Origin of the sequence: Nostoc sp. DedSLP03 (assembly GCF_034530815.1) — a bacterium.
Lineage (GTDB): Bacteria > Cyanobacteriota > Cyanobacteriia > Cyanobacteriales > Nostocaceae > Nostoc.
Map to the genome: position 1 here is coordinate 25,992 of NZ_JAVRCK010000057.1, position 16,907 is coordinate 42,898.

Annotated in this window: 11 protein-coding genes and 1 pseudogene; 7 read left to right on the forward strand and 5 right to left on the reverse strand. The window is 43.3% G+C overall.

Annotated elements, in window-relative coordinates; translation table 11 throughout:
- Positions 1 to 17: 17 nt before the first annotated feature.
- The 6 genes and pseudogenes from RM368_RS24360 (at position 18) to RM368_RS24385 (ending at position 6,690) form a co-directional block, all read left to right on the forward strand.
- Positions 18 to 200: a hypothetical protein gene (locus RM368_RS24360; RefSeq protein ID WP_322696424.1), complete on the forward strand. Its 183-nt coding sequence runs from the start codon at positions 18 to 20 to the stop codon at positions 198 to 200.
- On the forward strand, positions 184 to 1,923 hold the full coding sequence (locus RM368_RS24365) for a DnaJ domain-containing protein (protein ID WP_322696425.1): 1,740 nt from the start codon (positions 184 to 186) through the stop codon (positions 1,921 to 1,923). Before RM368_RS24360 ends, RM368_RS24365 begins: the two co-directional genes overlap by 17 nt.
- Positions 1,924 to 1,980: 57 nt before the next feature.
- Positions 1,981 to 2,598, forward strand: a pseudogene (locus tag RM368_RS24370) (Uma2 family endonuclease).
- A gap of 663 nt (positions 2,599 to 3,261) precedes the next feature.
- Positions 3,262 to 4,713: a glycoside hydrolase 100 family protein gene (locus RM368_RS24375; RefSeq protein WP_322696442.1), complete on the forward strand. Its 1,452-nt coding sequence runs from the start codon at positions 3,262 to 3,264 to the stop codon at positions 4,711 to 4,713.
- Positions 4,714 to 4,803: 90 nt separating this feature from the next.
- Complete coding sequence (locus RM368_RS24380) at positions 4,804 to 6,210, forward strand: 16S rRNA (cytosine(967)-C(5))-methyltransferase (protein WP_322696426.1); 1,407 nt, start codon at positions 4,804 to 4,806, stop codon at positions 6,208 to 6,210.
- A gap of 57 nt (positions 6,211 to 6,267) precedes the next feature.
- Positions 6,268 to 6,690 (forward strand): TerB family tellurite resistance protein, encoded by a 423-nt coding sequence (locus tag RM368_RS24385; RefSeq protein ID WP_322696427.1) that lies wholly within the window; start codon positions 6,268 to 6,270, stop codon positions 6,688 to 6,690.
- Between the two features lie 295 nt (positions 6,691 to 6,985).
- On the opposite strand, the gene RM368_RS24390 is transcribed toward RM368_RS24385, so the two are convergent.
- Positions 6,986 to 8,464 (reverse strand): cobyrinate a,c-diamide synthase, encoded by a 1,479-nt coding sequence (locus RM368_RS24390; protein ID WP_322696428.1) that lies wholly within the window; start codon positions 8,462 to 8,464, stop codon positions 6,986 to 6,988.
- 238 nt (positions 8,465 to 8,702) lie between these two features.
- On the opposite strand from RM368_RS24390, the gene RM368_RS24395 reads away from it, so the two are divergent.
- Positions 8,703 to 9,338: a glutathione S-transferase gene (locus RM368_RS24395; RefSeq protein WP_322696429.1), complete on the forward strand. Its 636-nt coding sequence runs from the start codon at positions 8,703 to 8,705 to the stop codon at positions 9,336 to 9,338.
- A 915-nt stretch (positions 9,339 to 10,253) separates the two neighbouring features.
- Here RM368_RS24395 and opcA read toward each other — a convergent pair.
- From opcA to fbp, 4 genes are all read right to left on the reverse strand, one after another.
- Complete coding sequence (opcA, locus tag RM368_RS24400) at positions 10,254 to 11,636, reverse strand: glucose-6-phosphate dehydrogenase assembly protein OpcA (RefSeq protein WP_322696430.1); 1,383 nt, start codon at positions 11,634 to 11,636, stop codon at positions 10,254 to 10,256.
- Between the two features lie 157 nt (positions 11,637 to 11,793).
- Positions 11,794 to 13,323, reverse strand: coding sequence for a glucose-6-phosphate dehydrogenase (zwf, locus tag RM368_RS24405; RefSeq protein ID WP_322696431.1), 1,530 nt, complete (start codon positions 13,321 to 13,323; stop codon positions 11,794 to 11,796).
- Positions 13,324 to 13,448: 125 nt separating this feature from the next.
- A complete protein-coding gene (gene tal / locus RM368_RS24410) occupies positions 13,449 to 14,594 on the reverse strand; it encodes a transaldolase (protein WP_322696432.1) in 1,146 nt (381 codons plus the stop codon).
- A gap of 525 nt (positions 14,595 to 15,119) precedes the next feature.
- Positions 15,120 to 16,169, reverse strand: a complete 1,050-nt coding sequence (gene fbp, locus RM368_RS24415; RefSeq protein ID WP_194043026.1) for a class 1 fructose-bisphosphatase — start codon at positions 16,167 to 16,169, stop codon at positions 15,120 to 15,122.
- Positions 16,170 to 16,907 lie beyond the last annotated feature (738 nt).

A 16,907-nucleotide genomic window follows, 5' to 3' on the forward strand; every position in this document is an offset into this window, starting at 1 on the left:
AAAAACTTCAGGACGCTTTGAAAAACAATGATGATGATTTAGCTCTTCAAGCTGTAGTGAATAAAAAAATACAAAATAAAATTGTGCTTGTTCTTTTAACTCAGCTTCAACAGCAGCAAGCAACAGTAACTTTACTCAGACAAAATCTGATGACTCTAGAAAATTTCAAGAAAACATTAGGCAATGATACAAAACTCTAAAACAGGTGCGGCATTCATTGCAGGTGGAACCATAACAGGCGTTGGTATTTCTGCAACTGTAGGCGGGATGGGGCTAGCAGGTGGATTTGGCGCTGTCGGTATTGGTGCAACTCCTGTAGTTGGTGCTGGCGCTGTAGCTGGTGCGGCTGCTTATGGCGCTCTTAAAGCCATAGCAGAAAAAGATGCAGCTGCCTTCGCTACAATGGCAATTGGTGCAGTCGGTGGTGCTGGTGTTTATAGCGTCGTCGGTGGTATGGGTTTAGTCGCACCGAAAGTAGGGCTGGCATTTGGGATTGGTGCAGTACCGATGGCGGGAATTGGTTCAGTAGTCGGACTCGCCGCCTATGGTATTGCCAAACTGCTAGATGAATCTGAAATTAGCGAAACTCCAGCACAGCTTTTTGAGCGGATGGAAGAAAAAGTTTTGCAGATGGGCTACTATTATGAAGCAGTGATGGAATTAGAAGCATTTTTATCTGGTGACGATCTCAACCAAAAATTTGCTGGTTTGGAAATCGAAGATGAGTTACAAGCGCTTAAGACTGAATTAAAGAAAAAATCAGAATTTGTTACGCCTAAAGCTTCTACTCCCCATATTGAACCAGAAAAAATATCTCTGACAACTCAGCTACCTGACACCTGGAGATGTGTACGCACACTCAAGAGTCACTTAGCGGCAGTTAATGCGATCGCAATCAGTCCTGATGGTATTACCTTAGTTAGTGGCAGTGATGACAGACAAGTTAATTTGTGGAATTTGAAAACCGGAAAATGGCTGTACACGTTCTCTGGACAAGCAGAAGCAGTTTTATCTGTTGCTATCAGCCCTGATGGACAGCAGATTGCAAGTGGTAGTGTAGATCGCAAAATCAGCAGTTGGCAGATAGACACTAAAAAATTTCTCCATACATTCTTTTATTTAAATTCTCCCTACAGTCATAATGGCTTTGTTAACTCGGTAGCATATAGTCCTGATGGAGCAATTATTGTTAGTGGTAGCGCTGATAAAACGATTAGAATTTGGGGATGCTACACGGGAACAGTAAAACGCACATTGAATGGACACTCAGACGCAGTTTTATCTGTTACCATCAGTCCCGATGGTAAAATCCTTGCAAGTGGTAGCGCCGATAAAACTATTAGACTTTGGGATGTCAAAACTTGGGAACAACGCAATATTCTCACTGAACATTTGGGAGCGGTGAATACAGTTGTTATTAGTCATAACAGTCAAACTCTTATTAGTGGTAGCACAGACACCACAATTAAATTGTGGAATCTCCAAACTGGAGAATTAATCTCTACTCTGACTGGACACTCAACTGCGGTTTTGTCTGTTGCCATCAGCCCCGATGGAAAAATCCTCGCCAGTGCCAGCAGAGACGGTACGATCAAACTTTGGAACCTCTACACTGGGGAATTACTACAAAATCTTTCTGGATGTAATCCCGTTGCTTTTAGCCCTGATGGCAAGACACTGGTAAGCGGCGGTAATGGCGGAAGCATCAAGATTTGGAGTCAATTTACTCTCGACTCTGGATTATCTGGGGAATGGTGGGAAGTCTTGGGCGTAAATCAGAGCGATCGCCCCAATGTTGTTAAACTTGCATACCGCCGATTAGCAAGATTGTATCATCCTGATGTTAATAGTTCTACAATTGCAAAAGCCTCAATGCAAGCAATTAATCAAGCTTATAAAGAATTCCATAAACAGGTAATATGAAGTTAGCAGTTTATCGATGCTAATCCAAATATGAATAATATCTGAGGAAATAGTGTTATGGTTCAAGATTTAGTAGAAGCGATCAATTTTGAAGATTTTGTCGAATGGAAACCGGAAAACGGCAGATATGAATTACATAAACGAGTAATAGTTGAAATGCAGCCGACGGGGGAACATGAGTTAGTCAGAGCATTTCTGATTAGAGAACTTAATTTTGAAATTCGGAGATTTGATCTAGCTTATTCGATTCCTGCTCAAGCATTAATCAAATCTGTCGATCAAAAATCTGGTTATATTCCAGATGTACTGGTATTGAATATCTCTAACTTAATTAATGAACCACTTTGGAAAAAATCATCAACAGTTACTCAAGCCGCATCAATTCCATTAGTAGTAGAGGTTGTGAGTACAAATTGGCGAGATGATTACTTTCTCAAATTCGCTGAATATGAGTAAATTGGAATTCCAGAATATTGGATTGTTGACTATGCTGCTCTTGGTGGAAAACGGTTTATCGGCAATCCCAAACAACCGACAATATCAGTTTACAGATTAGTGGAAGGTGAGTACCAAGTTACTCAGTTTCGTGGTAATGACCAAATTCAATCACCAACTTTAACAGAGCTGAATCTAACTGCTGAACAAGTGTTTAAGGCTGCTTCGGGGGAACAGTAATCAACATCACTTTGCTAATCTCAGTACTTGTGTACTTTGCATATTCTCTGTATCTTATGAATGGTATTTCGACTCAGTACTCTTCATTGTTTTTGGCTATATTGCCATAAAGGTTCCGTTTCATCTATCAGCAGGGTAAGATATTTAACCCTTGAGAAGTATTGACAGATTAAAATTTTATAGCCTTCATCTTGCATATTCAGAAAAAACGTTATAAATTATTAGAGAATAGGGGAATAATCTGACTTCTTAATGTCAAAAACTAATCCTGCTCAAGTAAATATACTGCAACCAGTTTAACTTCACACAACTCCTAAACAGCGCTGAAGATATGTTTTTGTTTGGTAAAGCAAAGATTCTGGACAGACAACGGAACAATAAATAATCTAAAAATATATCTTATGTGACTGTTTTTAGGAATTATCTTACTACTTGCGGTGGAGAACAACAGCTATAATTCACCAAAATAGTAATAGATTACAAGCAATTAACTAACAATAAACTTGCATAAATATCAGCAAATTTATTATTTGTTATTTGATGAATTTTTGCCAAATTATCTTTGCTATTCAAAGAATCGTTTTGTTATGCTGAGAATAGCAAAAGTAATAAATGAAGACACATCTACCACAAATTCACAATCCTTATGGAGTTATTCTGGTAATGCACCTAAACGAATTGGAAACTGCTGAGAATTTAAAAGAAGTGGAAGAAGCATGGATAGCACTAGAAAAATCAATTCTCTATTATCAAGGTCGCCCTGTTGGGACAGTAGCCGCTTATGATGTTTCTGTAGAAGCGCTCAATTATGACCAGTGCTTTATTCGAGATTTTGTCTCTTCCGCTCTAATTTTTCTGATTAAAGGTAGAACAGATATTGTTCGTAATTTCTTAGAAGAAACCTTAAAGTTACAGCCTAAAGAAAGGGCATTAGATGCTTATAAGCCAGGAAGAGGATTAATCCCAGCTAGCTTTAAAGTGGTATCAGAAAATGGGCAAGAATATTTAGAAGCCGACTTTGGCGAACATGCGATCGCTAGAGTTACGCCTGTAGATTCTTGCTTATGGTGGATTATTTTGTTGCGCGCTTATATAGTCGCCACAAAAGATTTTTCTCTCGCCTATCAACCTGAATTCCAAAATGGAATCAGGTTAATTATGGAAATCTGCTTGGCAAATCGTTTTGATATGTACCCAACGCTGTTGGTTCCAGATGGCGCTTGTATGATTGACCGTCGTATGGGCATTTATGGGCATCCTTTAGAATTGCAAGTCCTTTTTTACACGGCATTGCGTGCATCTCGCGAACTGCTAATTTGTCAAGGTAATTCTGATATTGTTGAAGCCATTGATAACCGTTTGCCTCTATTATGCGCTCATATTCGCCAGCATTATTGGATAGATATTAATCGTCTAAATGCAATTTATCGCTTCAAAAGTGAAGAATATGGCAAGGCTGCTGTTAATCTGTTCAACATATATGTAGATTCTGTTCCTTATTATGAATTGGACAAGTGGTTGCCAAAAAAAGGTGGTTATTTAGCAGGTAATGTCGGGCCATCGCAGCTAGATACTCGCTTCTTTTCACTCGGAAACTTAATGGCAATCATTTCCGACTTAGCCACTGAAGAACAGTCACAAGCGATTATGACTCTCATTGAGGAACGATGGGATGATTTGGTGGGAGATATGCCAATGAAAATTTGTTTCCCAGCTTTGGAACATGAAGAATACAGAATTGTGACTGGATGTGACCCCAAAAATATACCTTGGTCGTATCATAATGCTGGTAGTTGGCCTGTTTTAATGTGGATGTTGGCAGCGGCGGCTGTAAAAACTAATAGAACAAATCTCGCACAAAAGGCGATTGAAACTGCCCAAGGACGACTTAGTACAGATGAATGGCCAGAGTATTACGATGGGAAAAAAGGGCGACTGATTGGGAAACAAGCTAGGAAATATCAAACTTGGACAATCACTGGGTTCTTATTAGCAAAAGAACTAATGGCAGACCCCACTTCTTTACCATTAATCAGCTTTGGAAAATTACCAGCAGAACAGGTTTCTAGAGCGTGTGAGTTTGAAATTGCCAGTGTAGACCCATATATGTCTTGATAGGAAAGTTAGAAGTTAGGAGTTAGAAGTTGGGAGTTAGGAGTTGGGAGTTAGAATACAAAAGCCTCCTGACTCCTGAATCGTGTTTTCATGACAAACCCCCGTCAATTAGCTTTTATTGCCCTACGAGATGTTCATAAGGGGGCTTATGCTGATGTTGCCCTAGATAGAGTGCTGCAAAAAGTTAATTTGCCTGATTGCGATCGCCGCTTAGTGACAGAATTGGTTTATGGGAGCGTCAGAAGGCAACGCACCCTCGATACTCTCATCGATCAATTCGCTAAAAAGAAATCTCATCAACAACCACCAGACCTCCGCACCATCTTACATCTAGGCTTCTACCAACTGCGTTATCAAGAGCGTATTCCCGCCTCAGCTGCTGTTAACACCACAGTCCAACTCGCTAAAGAAAACGGTTTTGCTGGACTGGCGGGTTTTGTTAACGGTTTATTACGCCAGTATCTTAGAAAAGCAGGGGAGCAGGGGGGCAGGGGAGCAGGGGAGGCAGGGGGAGAAAACACTGTCTCATCTCTCCATACCGATCCGTTACAACTTCCAGAAAACCCAGTGGAACGCTTGGGCATTTTACACAGTTTTCCTAATTGGATTGTTCAAGTTTGGTTAGAACAACTGGGTTTTGCTGAGACAGAACAACTGTGTGAATGGATGAACCAATCACCAACAATCGATTTACGCATCAACCCACTTCGCACTTCCATTGAGGAAGTTGAGACGGCTTTGCAATCTGCTGGTGTTTTGGTGAGACGGATTCCTCATTTACCCCAAGCTTTACGATTTATTGGTAATACTGGGTCAATTCAAAAACTACCGGGTTTTAAAGAAGGTTGGTGGACTGTACAAGATGCTAGCGCTCAATTGGTAAGTCATTTGCTCGACCCCCAACCAGGTGAGGTGGTAATTGATGCTTGTGCTGCACCAGGGGGGAAAACAACCCACATTGCGGAATTAATGGCAGATAAAGGTAAAATTTGGGCTTGCGATCGCACTGCTTCTCGTCTTCGCAAACTCCAAGAAAATTCTCAACGGCTAAATTTACAATCTATTCAAATTTACACTGGTGACAGTCGCCACTTCAAGCAATTTCAAAACACCGCAGACCGCGTATTACTCGATGCTCCATGTTCTGGTTTGGGAACCATGCACCGTCATGCTGATGCGCGTTGGCGACAGACACCAGAATCAGTCCGAGAACTTTCGGTGCTGCAACGAGAATTGTTGACACATACATCAACTTTTGTCAAACCTGGTGGTGTACTAGTTTATGCTACGTGTACATTGCATCCAGCGGAAAATGAACAAGTAGTTTCGGCGTTTTTAGCTGATTCACCTCAGTGGCAAATTGAGTCTCCTGTTGGCGTTGAGTTACCTGATTCTACCGATATTACACCTCAAGGTTGGTTTAAACTTTGGCCCCACCGACAGGACATGGATGGTTTTTTTATAGTGCGCTTAAGAAAAAACAATAATTCCGAGTGAATACTGTTTGGGATTGTACGATTTGGTAGAGGCCTGAATCTACCAGAGGAGGCAGCAATGGTTTCCCCTTCCAATGTAAAAAATTTAGTTAAAATCCTGATTGGAGCAGCCTGGATCGATGGCAGAATCCAGCCAGAAGAACGGCAATATCTCCGCGAAATAGCTCAAGCAAAAGGTTTAGCTAACGATCCAGAAATTAAGCCTTGGCTGTACGAATTAGTTCCTGTGCAGCCAAAAGAATGCTACGACTGGGTACGGGAGTATCTAGGCGATCGCCCCAGTCATGAAGATTGCGAAAATCTGATTGAAGCCATCAGTGGCTTAATTTATAGCGATGGTGAAGTTGCTGTCGAAGAAGCCAGACTCCTGACGCAATTGCAGGATATAGCGAAGCCAAATGAGTCAAATCAACCAGCTCCTAGTGCGCTTCTCAAACAAATTCAAAAGCTTTACCGCCGTTGGGTTGAAGTCCAAAACTAACATGGAACTATGAGTTGATCCAAGAGGAGGCGGTGAATTATCTCATATCATGTCCGCTAGATTACTTATTAAACCTGAAGAACTTCACCCCGCCAAAGCTATGCTTTGTCTCCCCTCCCCGCAAGCGGGGAGGGGCTGGGGGTGGGGTGCAATGACTTTGGAAATCATAACTAATTATACGGACATGATATTACTGCCTTTTTGTGTATCTTTGTCCCCATAATCCACAATAAATTAAGACGCGATTTATCGCGTCTCTACATGAAGGTTTTGGGGTTATCTGAACTGTGTTGGCTTAAATCCACGTTTTTGATGATGCTACTTTTAGACATTCTTTAAGAAACTGTTGGGGAATTTCTCTATTTTCTCCCCAATGCTGATGAACATAAGAAGCATAAATATTTGCAGGTAAACCCCATCCTTCGCATCCCATATTTTCGTCACAATCGTAGCGAAAGGTTTCAAATAGGGGTTGAGTCGGAGTTAAGGTTAAATGGGAACGATGAAACTCATGTCCGTAAACAGTTGTATTTGCTTTAACTAACAAATTATCTTGCAAAGCTACAGCACGACGATAGCCCAAAGTTAAACGTCCACCCATCACAGCAGATGTTGGTAGCACTCCCGCCATTGACCAAGATTTACCTTCAAAATCGATAATTTGCTCGCACAAATACATTAATCCTCCGCATTCGGCGATTGTAGGCATTCCTTTAAGTATTGCCGTTTTCACTGCATGACGAACGCTAGAATTTTCTGCGAGTTGCTGGGCAAAAACTTCCGGGAAACCACCGCCAAAATACATTCCCTGGATATCTTTTGGTATATCAGTATCTTCTAAAGGACTCCAGAAAACCAATTCTGCACCAAGCTGTTGCAGCAAATCGAGATTGTCTTGGTAGTAAAAATTAAAAGCGCGATCGCGGGCTACTGCAATCCTAACTGGGAATGAGGCAGATAAGGAAGATGAAGCAAAAAAAGAAAGGGGTTCTGATTTTAACAAAGGTAATAAACGCTGCCAGTCAAAGCAAGTATCTCCTAAATCGGCGAGACGATCGATTAAAGCATTGAGTTCGGGAAGTTCGGCTGTGGGTACTAAACCCAAGTGGCGATCGGGAATTGTGATGTTATCTTGACGGCGCATTACGCCGAGAATGGGTAATTGTAAGGGTTCTAGGGAATCTTTCAAGAGAGAGAGATGGCGATCGCTGCCGACGCGATTTAATACTACCCCAGCTATTTTAATTCGGGGATCAAAAGATCGATAGCCGTGCGCGATCGCAGCCACAGAACCAGATAAACGACTGCAATCAATCGCTAACACCACAGGCAAATCTAACAGCCGCGCAATGTGTGCCGTACTCGCAAAGTCTGTTATTTGTCCTTTGTCATTTGTCCTTTGTCCTTCGTCATTTGTCCTTTGTTCTTTGTCCTTTGCAAATGACATAGGCGCTTTGCCTTCCCGCAGGGTATGACTAATGGCTAATGACGAAATTCCATCAAACAACCCCATCACCCCTTCCACGAGGGCATATTCACTCAGTTGGCTATGATAGGCAAAACATTGCTGAACGTAGGCTTCAGAAGTCAATACAGGGTCTAAATTGCGACAAGCACGACCAGTTACGTGTTGATGAAACATCGGATCGATGTAGTCTGGCCCCACCTTAAAAGATTGTACCAAGCGATCGCGACGGCACAAAGATGCTAAAAGGGTGAGCGTGACTGTTGTCTTACCCACCCCACTACGTTCTCCGGCAATGACTAAAGCCATAAATGAAACAAATTAGGTTTTTATGTAGCAACTATTTCGATTATTGGCTGTGTGTTTATCGTTGCTTTTTGCAAAAGCAGATGCACCAGTTTCTCCAACTAACTAACTCAAACTTATACCAATTAGAAACTAGAAAACCACCCAATTAGGGGAGTTAGGTTGAAAACGTCTGTTTAATAATACAGTTGGAGATTAGCCGAGATCGGATAACAATTAGCTAGCAAAAGAGGAAAGTTTTATGATTACAGTGCATCATCTTAACAACTCGCGATCGCAGCGGGTGCTGTGGCTGCTTGAAGAATTAGGTATCGAATACGAGATCGAGTTCTATGAACGCGATGCCAAGACGATGATGGCACCGGAATCGCTGCGCCAAGTCCATCCCCTCGGCAAGTCACCAGTAATCACAGATGCAGACTTGACGATCGCTGAATCGGGTGCAATTATCGAATACCTAGTCGATCGCTACGGTAATGGTCGGTTAGCCCCAGCATCGGATACGCCAGAGTATCTGCGCTACAAGTATTGGCTGCATTACGCCGAAGGTTCGGCAATGCCACTGTTGGTGATGCGGCTGATATTGAACAATTTCGGGGCAGGCGACAGCAGCGCGGTTAGCGGATTCGTCGCGCCCCAGATCAAACTTCACTTTGACTACATAGAAGACGAACTCCGTAAAAATACGTGGTTTGTAGGCAATGAATTTACCGCCGCCGATATCCAAATGAGCTTTCCCCTAGAAGTAATCGCTGCACTCCCCGAAGAAGTTGAGAACCGGCCAAAGCTGAAAGAATTTGTCGAGCGCATTCACGAACGACCTGCTTACAAACGCGCCCTGGAGCGTGGAGGTAAATACGAGGTATCTTTTCAATAGACTTCTTGCATGAATTGATGAGCTTTCACCCTAAATCCTTCTCCCAAGCAAGGCTACAGTGTACACAAAAGTCTTCTAAAGCTGTCCCACGTCTTGAGCTGCTATGTTAATGCATCGACCTGTTATGTTAATACATCGACTTGTTATGTTAATACATCGACCTGTTATGTTAATACATCGACCTGTTATGCCAATACATCGACCTGTTATGTTAATACATCGACCTGCTATGCCAATGCATCGACCTGCTATGCCAATGCATTGACTTGTTATGTTAATACATCGACTTGCAAAGATTAGCCCACCCTAAGTTACACCTGACTTTTCACATTATGTGGAAAAGCTAACGATTGACCTAACCCCCTTCCCTCGCAGGGAAGGGGGAAAATTCAAAGTCTCTCTCCTAAAAGGAAGAGAGGAATAGAAGAGAGGTTTTCCAAATACCGTGAAAAGTCAGAAATTACACAGCAACTCTAAAAGACTAATGTGTACAGCGTAGCCCAAGCTTAGGAGAAGGTTGGGACAATACGGTTCGATTAAGATTTTTTGATGAAAATTATTGCTCGCCAAAGACGCGATACGCCGTCAAGACAAAAGATTGATTATTGTAGAGACATGATGAATCCCGTCTCTTGCTTTAACCGAACAGTATTGATTTAACACCAAGGAAAATATGGCGGTTCTCGCGTGGATGCAATATACTCTGACCTCACTTCCATTCCTCTCTTAAAAGGAGAGAGGCTTTGAATCTTACTCCCCTTCCCTTGTAGGGAAGGGGCTGGGGGTTAGGTCTGTATTGGACTCAACCGAGAAGCGCTATAGAAAAACCCTCCAGATGATTGAAATATCCAAAAATCTGAAGAGTTTGTGTTTGATTTTCGCAATTTTGGTAACTTTTATTGTTTCCAGGCGCAACTAACTATTTGTTTCCAATTTGAAAATATTCGCAGTCACTCCCAGACTTTCTTCAAAAAGTGACTCGCGACCCCAGCGTTGTACCTGCTGACTCAGCAATGCTTCCGCCTTTTGTTCCGAAAGTGAAGTCACCTGTTGAAACAGACCAGCAGATTGAGCGCCGCCGTGGGTTTCCATCCGCATACAACCACCAGTTTCCGAGCAAATTACTGTACCACAGTCTGCCTTCGGATTGGTCGAACTGAGGCGCAAAGCAATCAAGTCGCCAGCAATTTCACCCACATCCGCAAGGGGAACACCCGCTAATTCGGTTTCTACTTGGCGTTGGTCTTGGGCAATAAAGTTAATGCGAGTGATATCATAATCTCCGGTTTCCTTTTTATAGGAAACTGGCTGCCATCCTAGACGACTTGCCAACCAACCCAAAAACAGCAATGCTTGTGCCGGGTTGCCTTTTTCGTAATCAATAGTTACTCGGTCAACTTCCCCAAGGGCGGCCCGACGATTAGGCGAGTCGTAAGCTTCAGCTGTCAATTCCTGCCATGCTGATAGGCGACGCCAGTTGAGGTCAGCCAAAGGAACCCCACTTTCCACCAAATCTTGGAGGTGGAGTAAATCACTTTCTGGCTCGTTAAAGCGGCAAGAATCTACAATCACATTATTGCAGACGGCTGCCAATCGCTTGAATAGAGCGTTATTGGGGTCTGGTGTTGCTTTCCACCAGAGAAACTTTGGTAAGCCGCCAATCAACAATGCTGGAAGCATACCACCGATGCGTTCTAAGGCAGCAGCAGTTCCACTGAGAGTGATGTATTCGCAGCAAATTAGTGTGCTTGACGATTGCTTTTGGATTGGGCAATAGGCAGAAACCTGAGCCTTAACCCCTTCATCTTCGCCAGTAATGGGAAATAGCGCGATGATGCGGCAGGGGTTGCGGAGGGCGATTTCATCAGCAATTCTGGGGCTTGGGGCATTTAAACTTAAGCTGGGAAGTTCAATAGAACCATTGTCTCCCGTAGCACCGTTTCCTTGACGTTTGATGAATTCTTCTCTCAAGATAGCCAGGGTTTCAGGTGTTGCTGTTCCCGTATCTGGCAGGGCATATTTTGTCTGCACTTGCCGCAAGGCAGCTACCATCTGAGGCCCTAAAATCCCGTCAAGCGGGCCGTTGTAAAATCCCAAAGTAGCCAAAAGATATTGGGTTTCTTCGGGTTCGTAAACCACTAAAGTAAATGTTGTGGCGCGGGTGGCAGCAGGAAGCCCACCGTCCTCGCCAGTAATGCCATAACTTTGCCAAATTTGATGAAGTTCCGCTTCTATTTCGTTAAGCGAAATATCTTTTGGCGCCTGAAGTGAATAAATTGTAGAAGCTTGGGGAGCCATAGTAGATTTTGGATTTTGGATTTTGGATTTTGAATTTTATCATTGGTCATTTGTCATTTGTTGTTACTAGTGACTAATGACCCTTACGGGTTCGCCAGTCACTCATGGGGGAAACCCCCAAGACCGCGCTGGCTCACCAATGACTAATGACTAATATTTAGAGTCTGCGCCAGCGACGGCCATCCTGGTTAATTAAGAATTCTGCTTCTGTTGGTTCCCAGGTTCCAGCTTCATACTGGGGAATAGTATTGGCGTCGGCGGGTGCATCCCAAACGGAAAGGGCTGGCGTTACTACCTGCCAAGCGGCTTCTACTTCGTCCGCGCGGGTGAATAATGTTTGATCGCCCATCATACAATCAAGGAATAAGCGATCGTAGGCATCAGATGTAGCTTGGATGCCAAAGGAACCATAACTAAAGTCCATGTCAACGGAACGGGTACGGAATTCTGCCCCTGGCATTTTCACATCAAAACGCAGGGAAATACCTTCATTCGGCTGAATCCGCATCGTCAAAATATTGGCGTTTGTCTGTTGGGCAGCTGATTGGAACATCCGAGACGGAACTTCGCGAAAGTGAATCGAAATCTCACTGACTTTTTTCGGCATCCGCTTCCCGGTACGCAAGTAGAAAGGAACACCTTTCCAGCGCCAGTTATCTACCACAAACTTCATGGCGACGTAGGTCGGTGTGGTGGAGTTGGGATTAACGCCTGGTTCTGTCCGATATCCTGGCACTGCTTGACCCTTCATCCAGCCAGCACTATATTGACCGCGTACTGCTGACCGCGACAGATTCTGAACATCAGCTAAACGAGTAGCTTGGAGTACCTTCACTTTTTCTGTGCGGATGCTGTCGGCATCCATTGCGTTAGGCGCTTCCATCGCTGTTAGACAGTAAAGTTGCATGAGGTGATTTTGCAACATATCCCGTAGTGCGCCGGCGCTTTCATAATAACCAGCCCGGTCTTCTACTCCCACGGTTTCTGCCACGGTAATTTGCACGTGGTCAACAAATTGACGATTCCACAACGGCTCAAAAATCGCATTGGCAAAGCGAAACACCAACAAATTTTGAACTGTTTCTTTACCCAAGTAATGGTCAATCCGGTATACTTGGTTTTCTTTGCAATATTTCTGTACCACTTGGTTAAGACTTTGGGCAGAAGCCAAATCCCGACCAAAAGGTTTTTCAATTACTAGACGATGTTTGTAGGGATCTTCTAGCATCCCGGCGGTTCCTAGCTGCTTAATCGCTTCGGGAAAGAATGAGGGGGCAACTGAGAGGTAGAACATGCGATTACCTCGTGTGCCCCGTTTTTCGTCTAATTCACTCAATAAGTTTTTCAGTTTTTGGTAGCCTTCTGGGTTGTCTATATCCCCAGGGCTATAGAACAGACCTTGAGAGAAATCTTGCCAGAGTTCCCCTAAATCAACATCCGCATGTGCTTCTTCCATCCCCTTTTGCATTTGTTCGCGGAAGTACTCATGGCTCCATTCTCGACGTGCCACACCGACAATGGTTGTTTCTGGGGGAATACGCCGTTCTCGCCGCAATTTGTAAAGTGCTGGCACTAGTTTGCGCCAGGTGAGATCGCCAGAAGCGCCAAAAATGACTATAATCTGGGGTTCGGACATCCGTTGTTGTTGCAGACCAACGCGCAAGGGATTTTCTAGCAGACTAACCATAACAATTTTGGATTTTAGATTTGGTACTAGGATTGGGGAAAGGGAAAGGGGGAAAGGGGAAGGGGGAAAGGGGAAGAACTATACCTTTACCCTTTACCCTTTAACCTTTTCCCCTCTTCTGTTCCCTACACTGGTGACAATACCTTGATCTTCTCTTCTAAAGAGTTCATCAAGGACTGGAAAGGCTGGATAAACTTGTCAATACCCTCGACTAACAGTTCATCCATGACGTTATCGAGATCGATGTTGATGTCGGGATCTTTGAGGTTTTCGATCAGGGTGTAAGCATTATCTAAATCTGTTTCTAAGCGATCGCCTACGTTACAATGATCGGCACAAGCTTTAATGGTCGCTGGTGGTACGGTGTTGACGGTATCATGGCCAATCAACTCTTCGATATACATCACGTCTCTGTAGTTGGGGTCTTTGGTGCTGGTGCTAGCCCAAAGTAGCCGTTGTTGTGTGGCCCCTTTTGCTGCCAAATCTTGCCAACGCTCGCTTCTAATGATTTTCTTGTATTCTTGATACGCAATCTTAGCGTTAGCGATCGCTACTTTTCCTTTAACAGCTTTTAGCTTTGCTTCCACGGAAATATCATCAACGCCTTTTTTCAACTTAGCATCAATTTTGCCGTCAATGTTGCTATCGATCCGGCTGAGGAAGAAACTAGCTACTGAAGCAATTTTACTGATGTCCTTACCTTCAGCCACTCGTTTTTCTAAGCCCCGAATATAAGCCATTGCTGTGTTTACATAGCTTTCTACAGAAAACAGCAGCGTAATATTAACATTCATCCCTTCGGATATTACCTGTTCTACTGCTGGCAAACCATGTTCTGTACCAGGAATTTTAATCATCAGATTTTCCCGACCAATTTCTTGAAAATAGCGTCGGGCTTCGCTTATGGTTGCTTCAGTATCATGGGCAATGGTTGGCGGTACTTCAATACTCACATAACCATCTAATCTATTCGAGGCTTCATAAACGGGGCGTAAAATATCACAGGCATTACGGATATCTGCAAAAACCAGGGATTCGTAAATTTTGTCTATGGGTAAGTTAGCCCGAACTCCGGCTTCGATATCGGCATCATAAATAACGTTACCAGCGATCGCTTTTTCAAAGATCGCTGGGTTAGAAGTAATCCCAGAGATTCCTTGATTTTCAACCAGTTCTTTGAGTTCCCCTGATTGAATAATGTCACGGGTCAAATTATCCATCCAGATACTTTGACCGTATTGGTTAATTTCTAGTAGATGATTGGTAGACATAGCTCTAATTTGTTTCACTCCTGTATAGTGATGTTTCTAAGTAAGTTGACAAAACCGATCAAATGTTGATGGTGACTTTTGAATTGTGGCGTTGCCAATCACTTATTGCATCGGCCGGCTGAGATAATCTTTAATACATCTTCAAGAAGTGCTATTTTGCATTCCTAATCCTAAATCACCATGATTAACTTTTAATTAATGCCAGATGCTAGATGCATCCTTGATACTTTTGTCTTAATCTTCTAGTGCAGCATCGCAAAAATAACTATTGAGTCGAAAAAAGTTCAAAAGCTTAATTTACAAGCTTTTTTCTTTTATCTCTGCCTTCTCACACTAGTACAGCACGGCGTAAATAAACCACCCCTTCGGGTGACGCTCGCAGGCTCGCTAACGCTACGCTAACAGCAGTTCTTCATGGGGGGAACCCCCAAGACCGGACTGCCTCACCATTCCAAATCAACGAAACGCTTACGTTGTATTCATTTTGAATTTTGAATTTTGAATTTTGAATTCCGCTTTGCGGCACTAGTGTCCGTTTTGAATAAAAGACTCCACCTTAGCTACATCCTCTTTGCTACCAATAATTAAAGGTGTGCGCTGATGCAGTTTTTTTGGCACCACATCCAAGATATTTACTAGTCCTGTAGTAGCACGACCGCCTGCTTGCTCAATCAAAAAGGCGAGAGGAGCCGTTTCATAAAGCAAGCGTAATTTTCCTTCAGGGTTTTGAATTGTCCCTGGGTAGAGAAACACGCCGCCTTGAACCAAAATTCTATGGATGTCGCTCACCATTGCGCCGCTATAACGAGCGCTGTAGCCTTCTGTGCGATGAACGTAGCGAATGTATTCTCGAATTGATTCTTCCCACTGCCAAAAGTTACCTTCGTTCACGCTGTAAACAGACCCGTGGTTAGGAATGCGAATATTTTCTTCTGTGAGAATAAACTCTCCTAAGCTGGGATCGAGAACAAAGGAATGAACGCCCTTACCTATAGTATAAACCAGCATCGTGCAGGGGCCATATAGGATGTATCCGGCAGCGAGTTGCTTACGTCCGTTGGCGAGTAGGTCAGTTGCCTTACCATCGCTATCAGTTCCTTCTTGTTGGCGAATGGCGAAAATGGAACCTAAGCTGAGATTATTATCAGTGTTGGATGAGCCATCAATTGGGTCATACAGCAGGGTATAGCGGCCAATGGGACAATTTTCCGGGATGTAGTAAGGATTTTCCATTTCCTCAGAAGCGAGGCGACAAACTAAGCCACTTTGCTTAAACACTGAGATAAATACATCATTGGCATAAACATCCATCTTTTTGACGGATTCGCCTTGGACATTAACTTCCCCAGTAAATCCCAGAACACCTTCCATTAAACCAGCGCGACTCATCCGCCGAGCCACCAGTTTTCCGGCTAGGGCGATGCGATTCATCAACGCACTCAAATCCTGTGCATCTGGCGAAAAACTTTGAAGTTGTTGGAGGACGTGACGGGATAAAGTTGTACAGTCACGATCTAAAGCTCTGTCTGTAGCATCGTAGGCAGATAAGTCTAAAGATTCCGGCGCTTTAGTCATTTTTATGTTCTCCGCAGCAACTACTTGTTAATTGGGTTTTAGTCATCTGTAGCAACTTATAGTTGCTGCTTCTATCTTAGAAAGGTAATTTGATAACTTAGATGCGACTTTAGATAAACTAAAGAAATGAATCTTCAGTGACCCCTGCACCTAGATCCTAACTACTTCGACTTAATATGAATTTCTCAAGCGGCGGGTATGCCTATGCTTACTATCAACAAATTCAGGAGGCAGGAGGCAGGAGGCAGAAGGCAGTAGGCAGAAGGCAGGAGGGAAGCCACGTTTAAAAACGTGGAATTGAAGTATGGAGGCCTTGTGTCGAGATGCGTAGCAGGAGACACAATTTTTTTTATACTAGTGGGCAATAACCCATAACTAAAGTTTTTGTTAGTACTTTTTTCCTTTTGCCTTCTGCTTTCTTTGTAAAATCCCCACATTTGCGGCAGGGACTATAGGCTGACTTTGAAACATTAAGAGACTTCCAAATAAAAAAACATACAATTTTTCTTGTGGGGTGGACATCTTGTCCGCCCATAACCAAGGGCGCTCGTGTCGCCCACCCCACAAGATTGGATAATTTATTTCTTGGTAATCTCTAATACGAAACTAGTATCAGATTTGCCCAAGGCAAGCAATCTGCCTGGTTAACTAAGTACAACTTTGCGTAAAAGCGTAGCGTTTTTAATGCAAGCCGATGCATTCACAATGCAAGCCGATGCATTCACAATGCAAGCCGAT

Excerpts from the sequence above, each read along its gene's own strand:
- RM368_RS24365 (WP_322696425.1), top strand. The coding sequence starts at position 184 with ATGATACAAAACTCTAAAACAGGTGCGGCATTCATTGCAGGTGGAACC.
- RM368_RS24375 (WP_322696442.1), top strand. The coding sequence starts at position 3,262 with ATGCACCTAAACGAATTGGAAACTGCTGAGAATTTAAAAGAAGTGGAA.
- RM368_RS24380 (WP_322696426.1), top strand. The coding sequence starts at position 4,804 with ATGACAAACCCCCGTCAATTAGCTTTTATTGCCCTACGAGATGTTCAT.
- RM368_RS24385 (WP_322696427.1), top strand. The coding sequence starts at position 6,268 with ATGGTTTCCCCTTCCAATGTAAAAAATTTAGTTAAAATCCTGATTGGA.
- RM368_RS24390 (WP_322696428.1), bottom strand. The coding sequence starts at position 8,464 with ATGGCTTTAGTCATTGCCGGAGAACGTAGTGGGGTGGGTAAGACAACA.
- RM368_RS24395 (WP_322696429.1), top strand. The coding sequence starts at position 8,703 with ATGATTACAGTGCATCATCTTAACAACTCGCGATCGCAGCGGGTGCTG.
- opcA (WP_322696430.1), bottom strand. The coding sequence starts at position 11,636 with ATGGCTCCCCAAGCTTCTACAATTTATTCACTTCAGGCGCCAAAAGAT.
- zwf (WP_322696431.1), bottom strand. The coding sequence starts at position 13,323 with ATGGTTAGTCTGCTAGAAAATCCCTTGCGCGTTGGTCTGCAACAACAA.
- tal (WP_322696432.1), bottom strand. The coding sequence starts at position 14,594 with ATGTCTACCAATCATCTACTAGAAATTAACCAATACGGTCAAAGTATC.
- fbp (WP_194043026.1), bottom strand. The coding sequence starts at position 16,169 with ATGACTAAAGCGCCGGAATCTTTAGACTTATCTGCCTACGATGCTACA.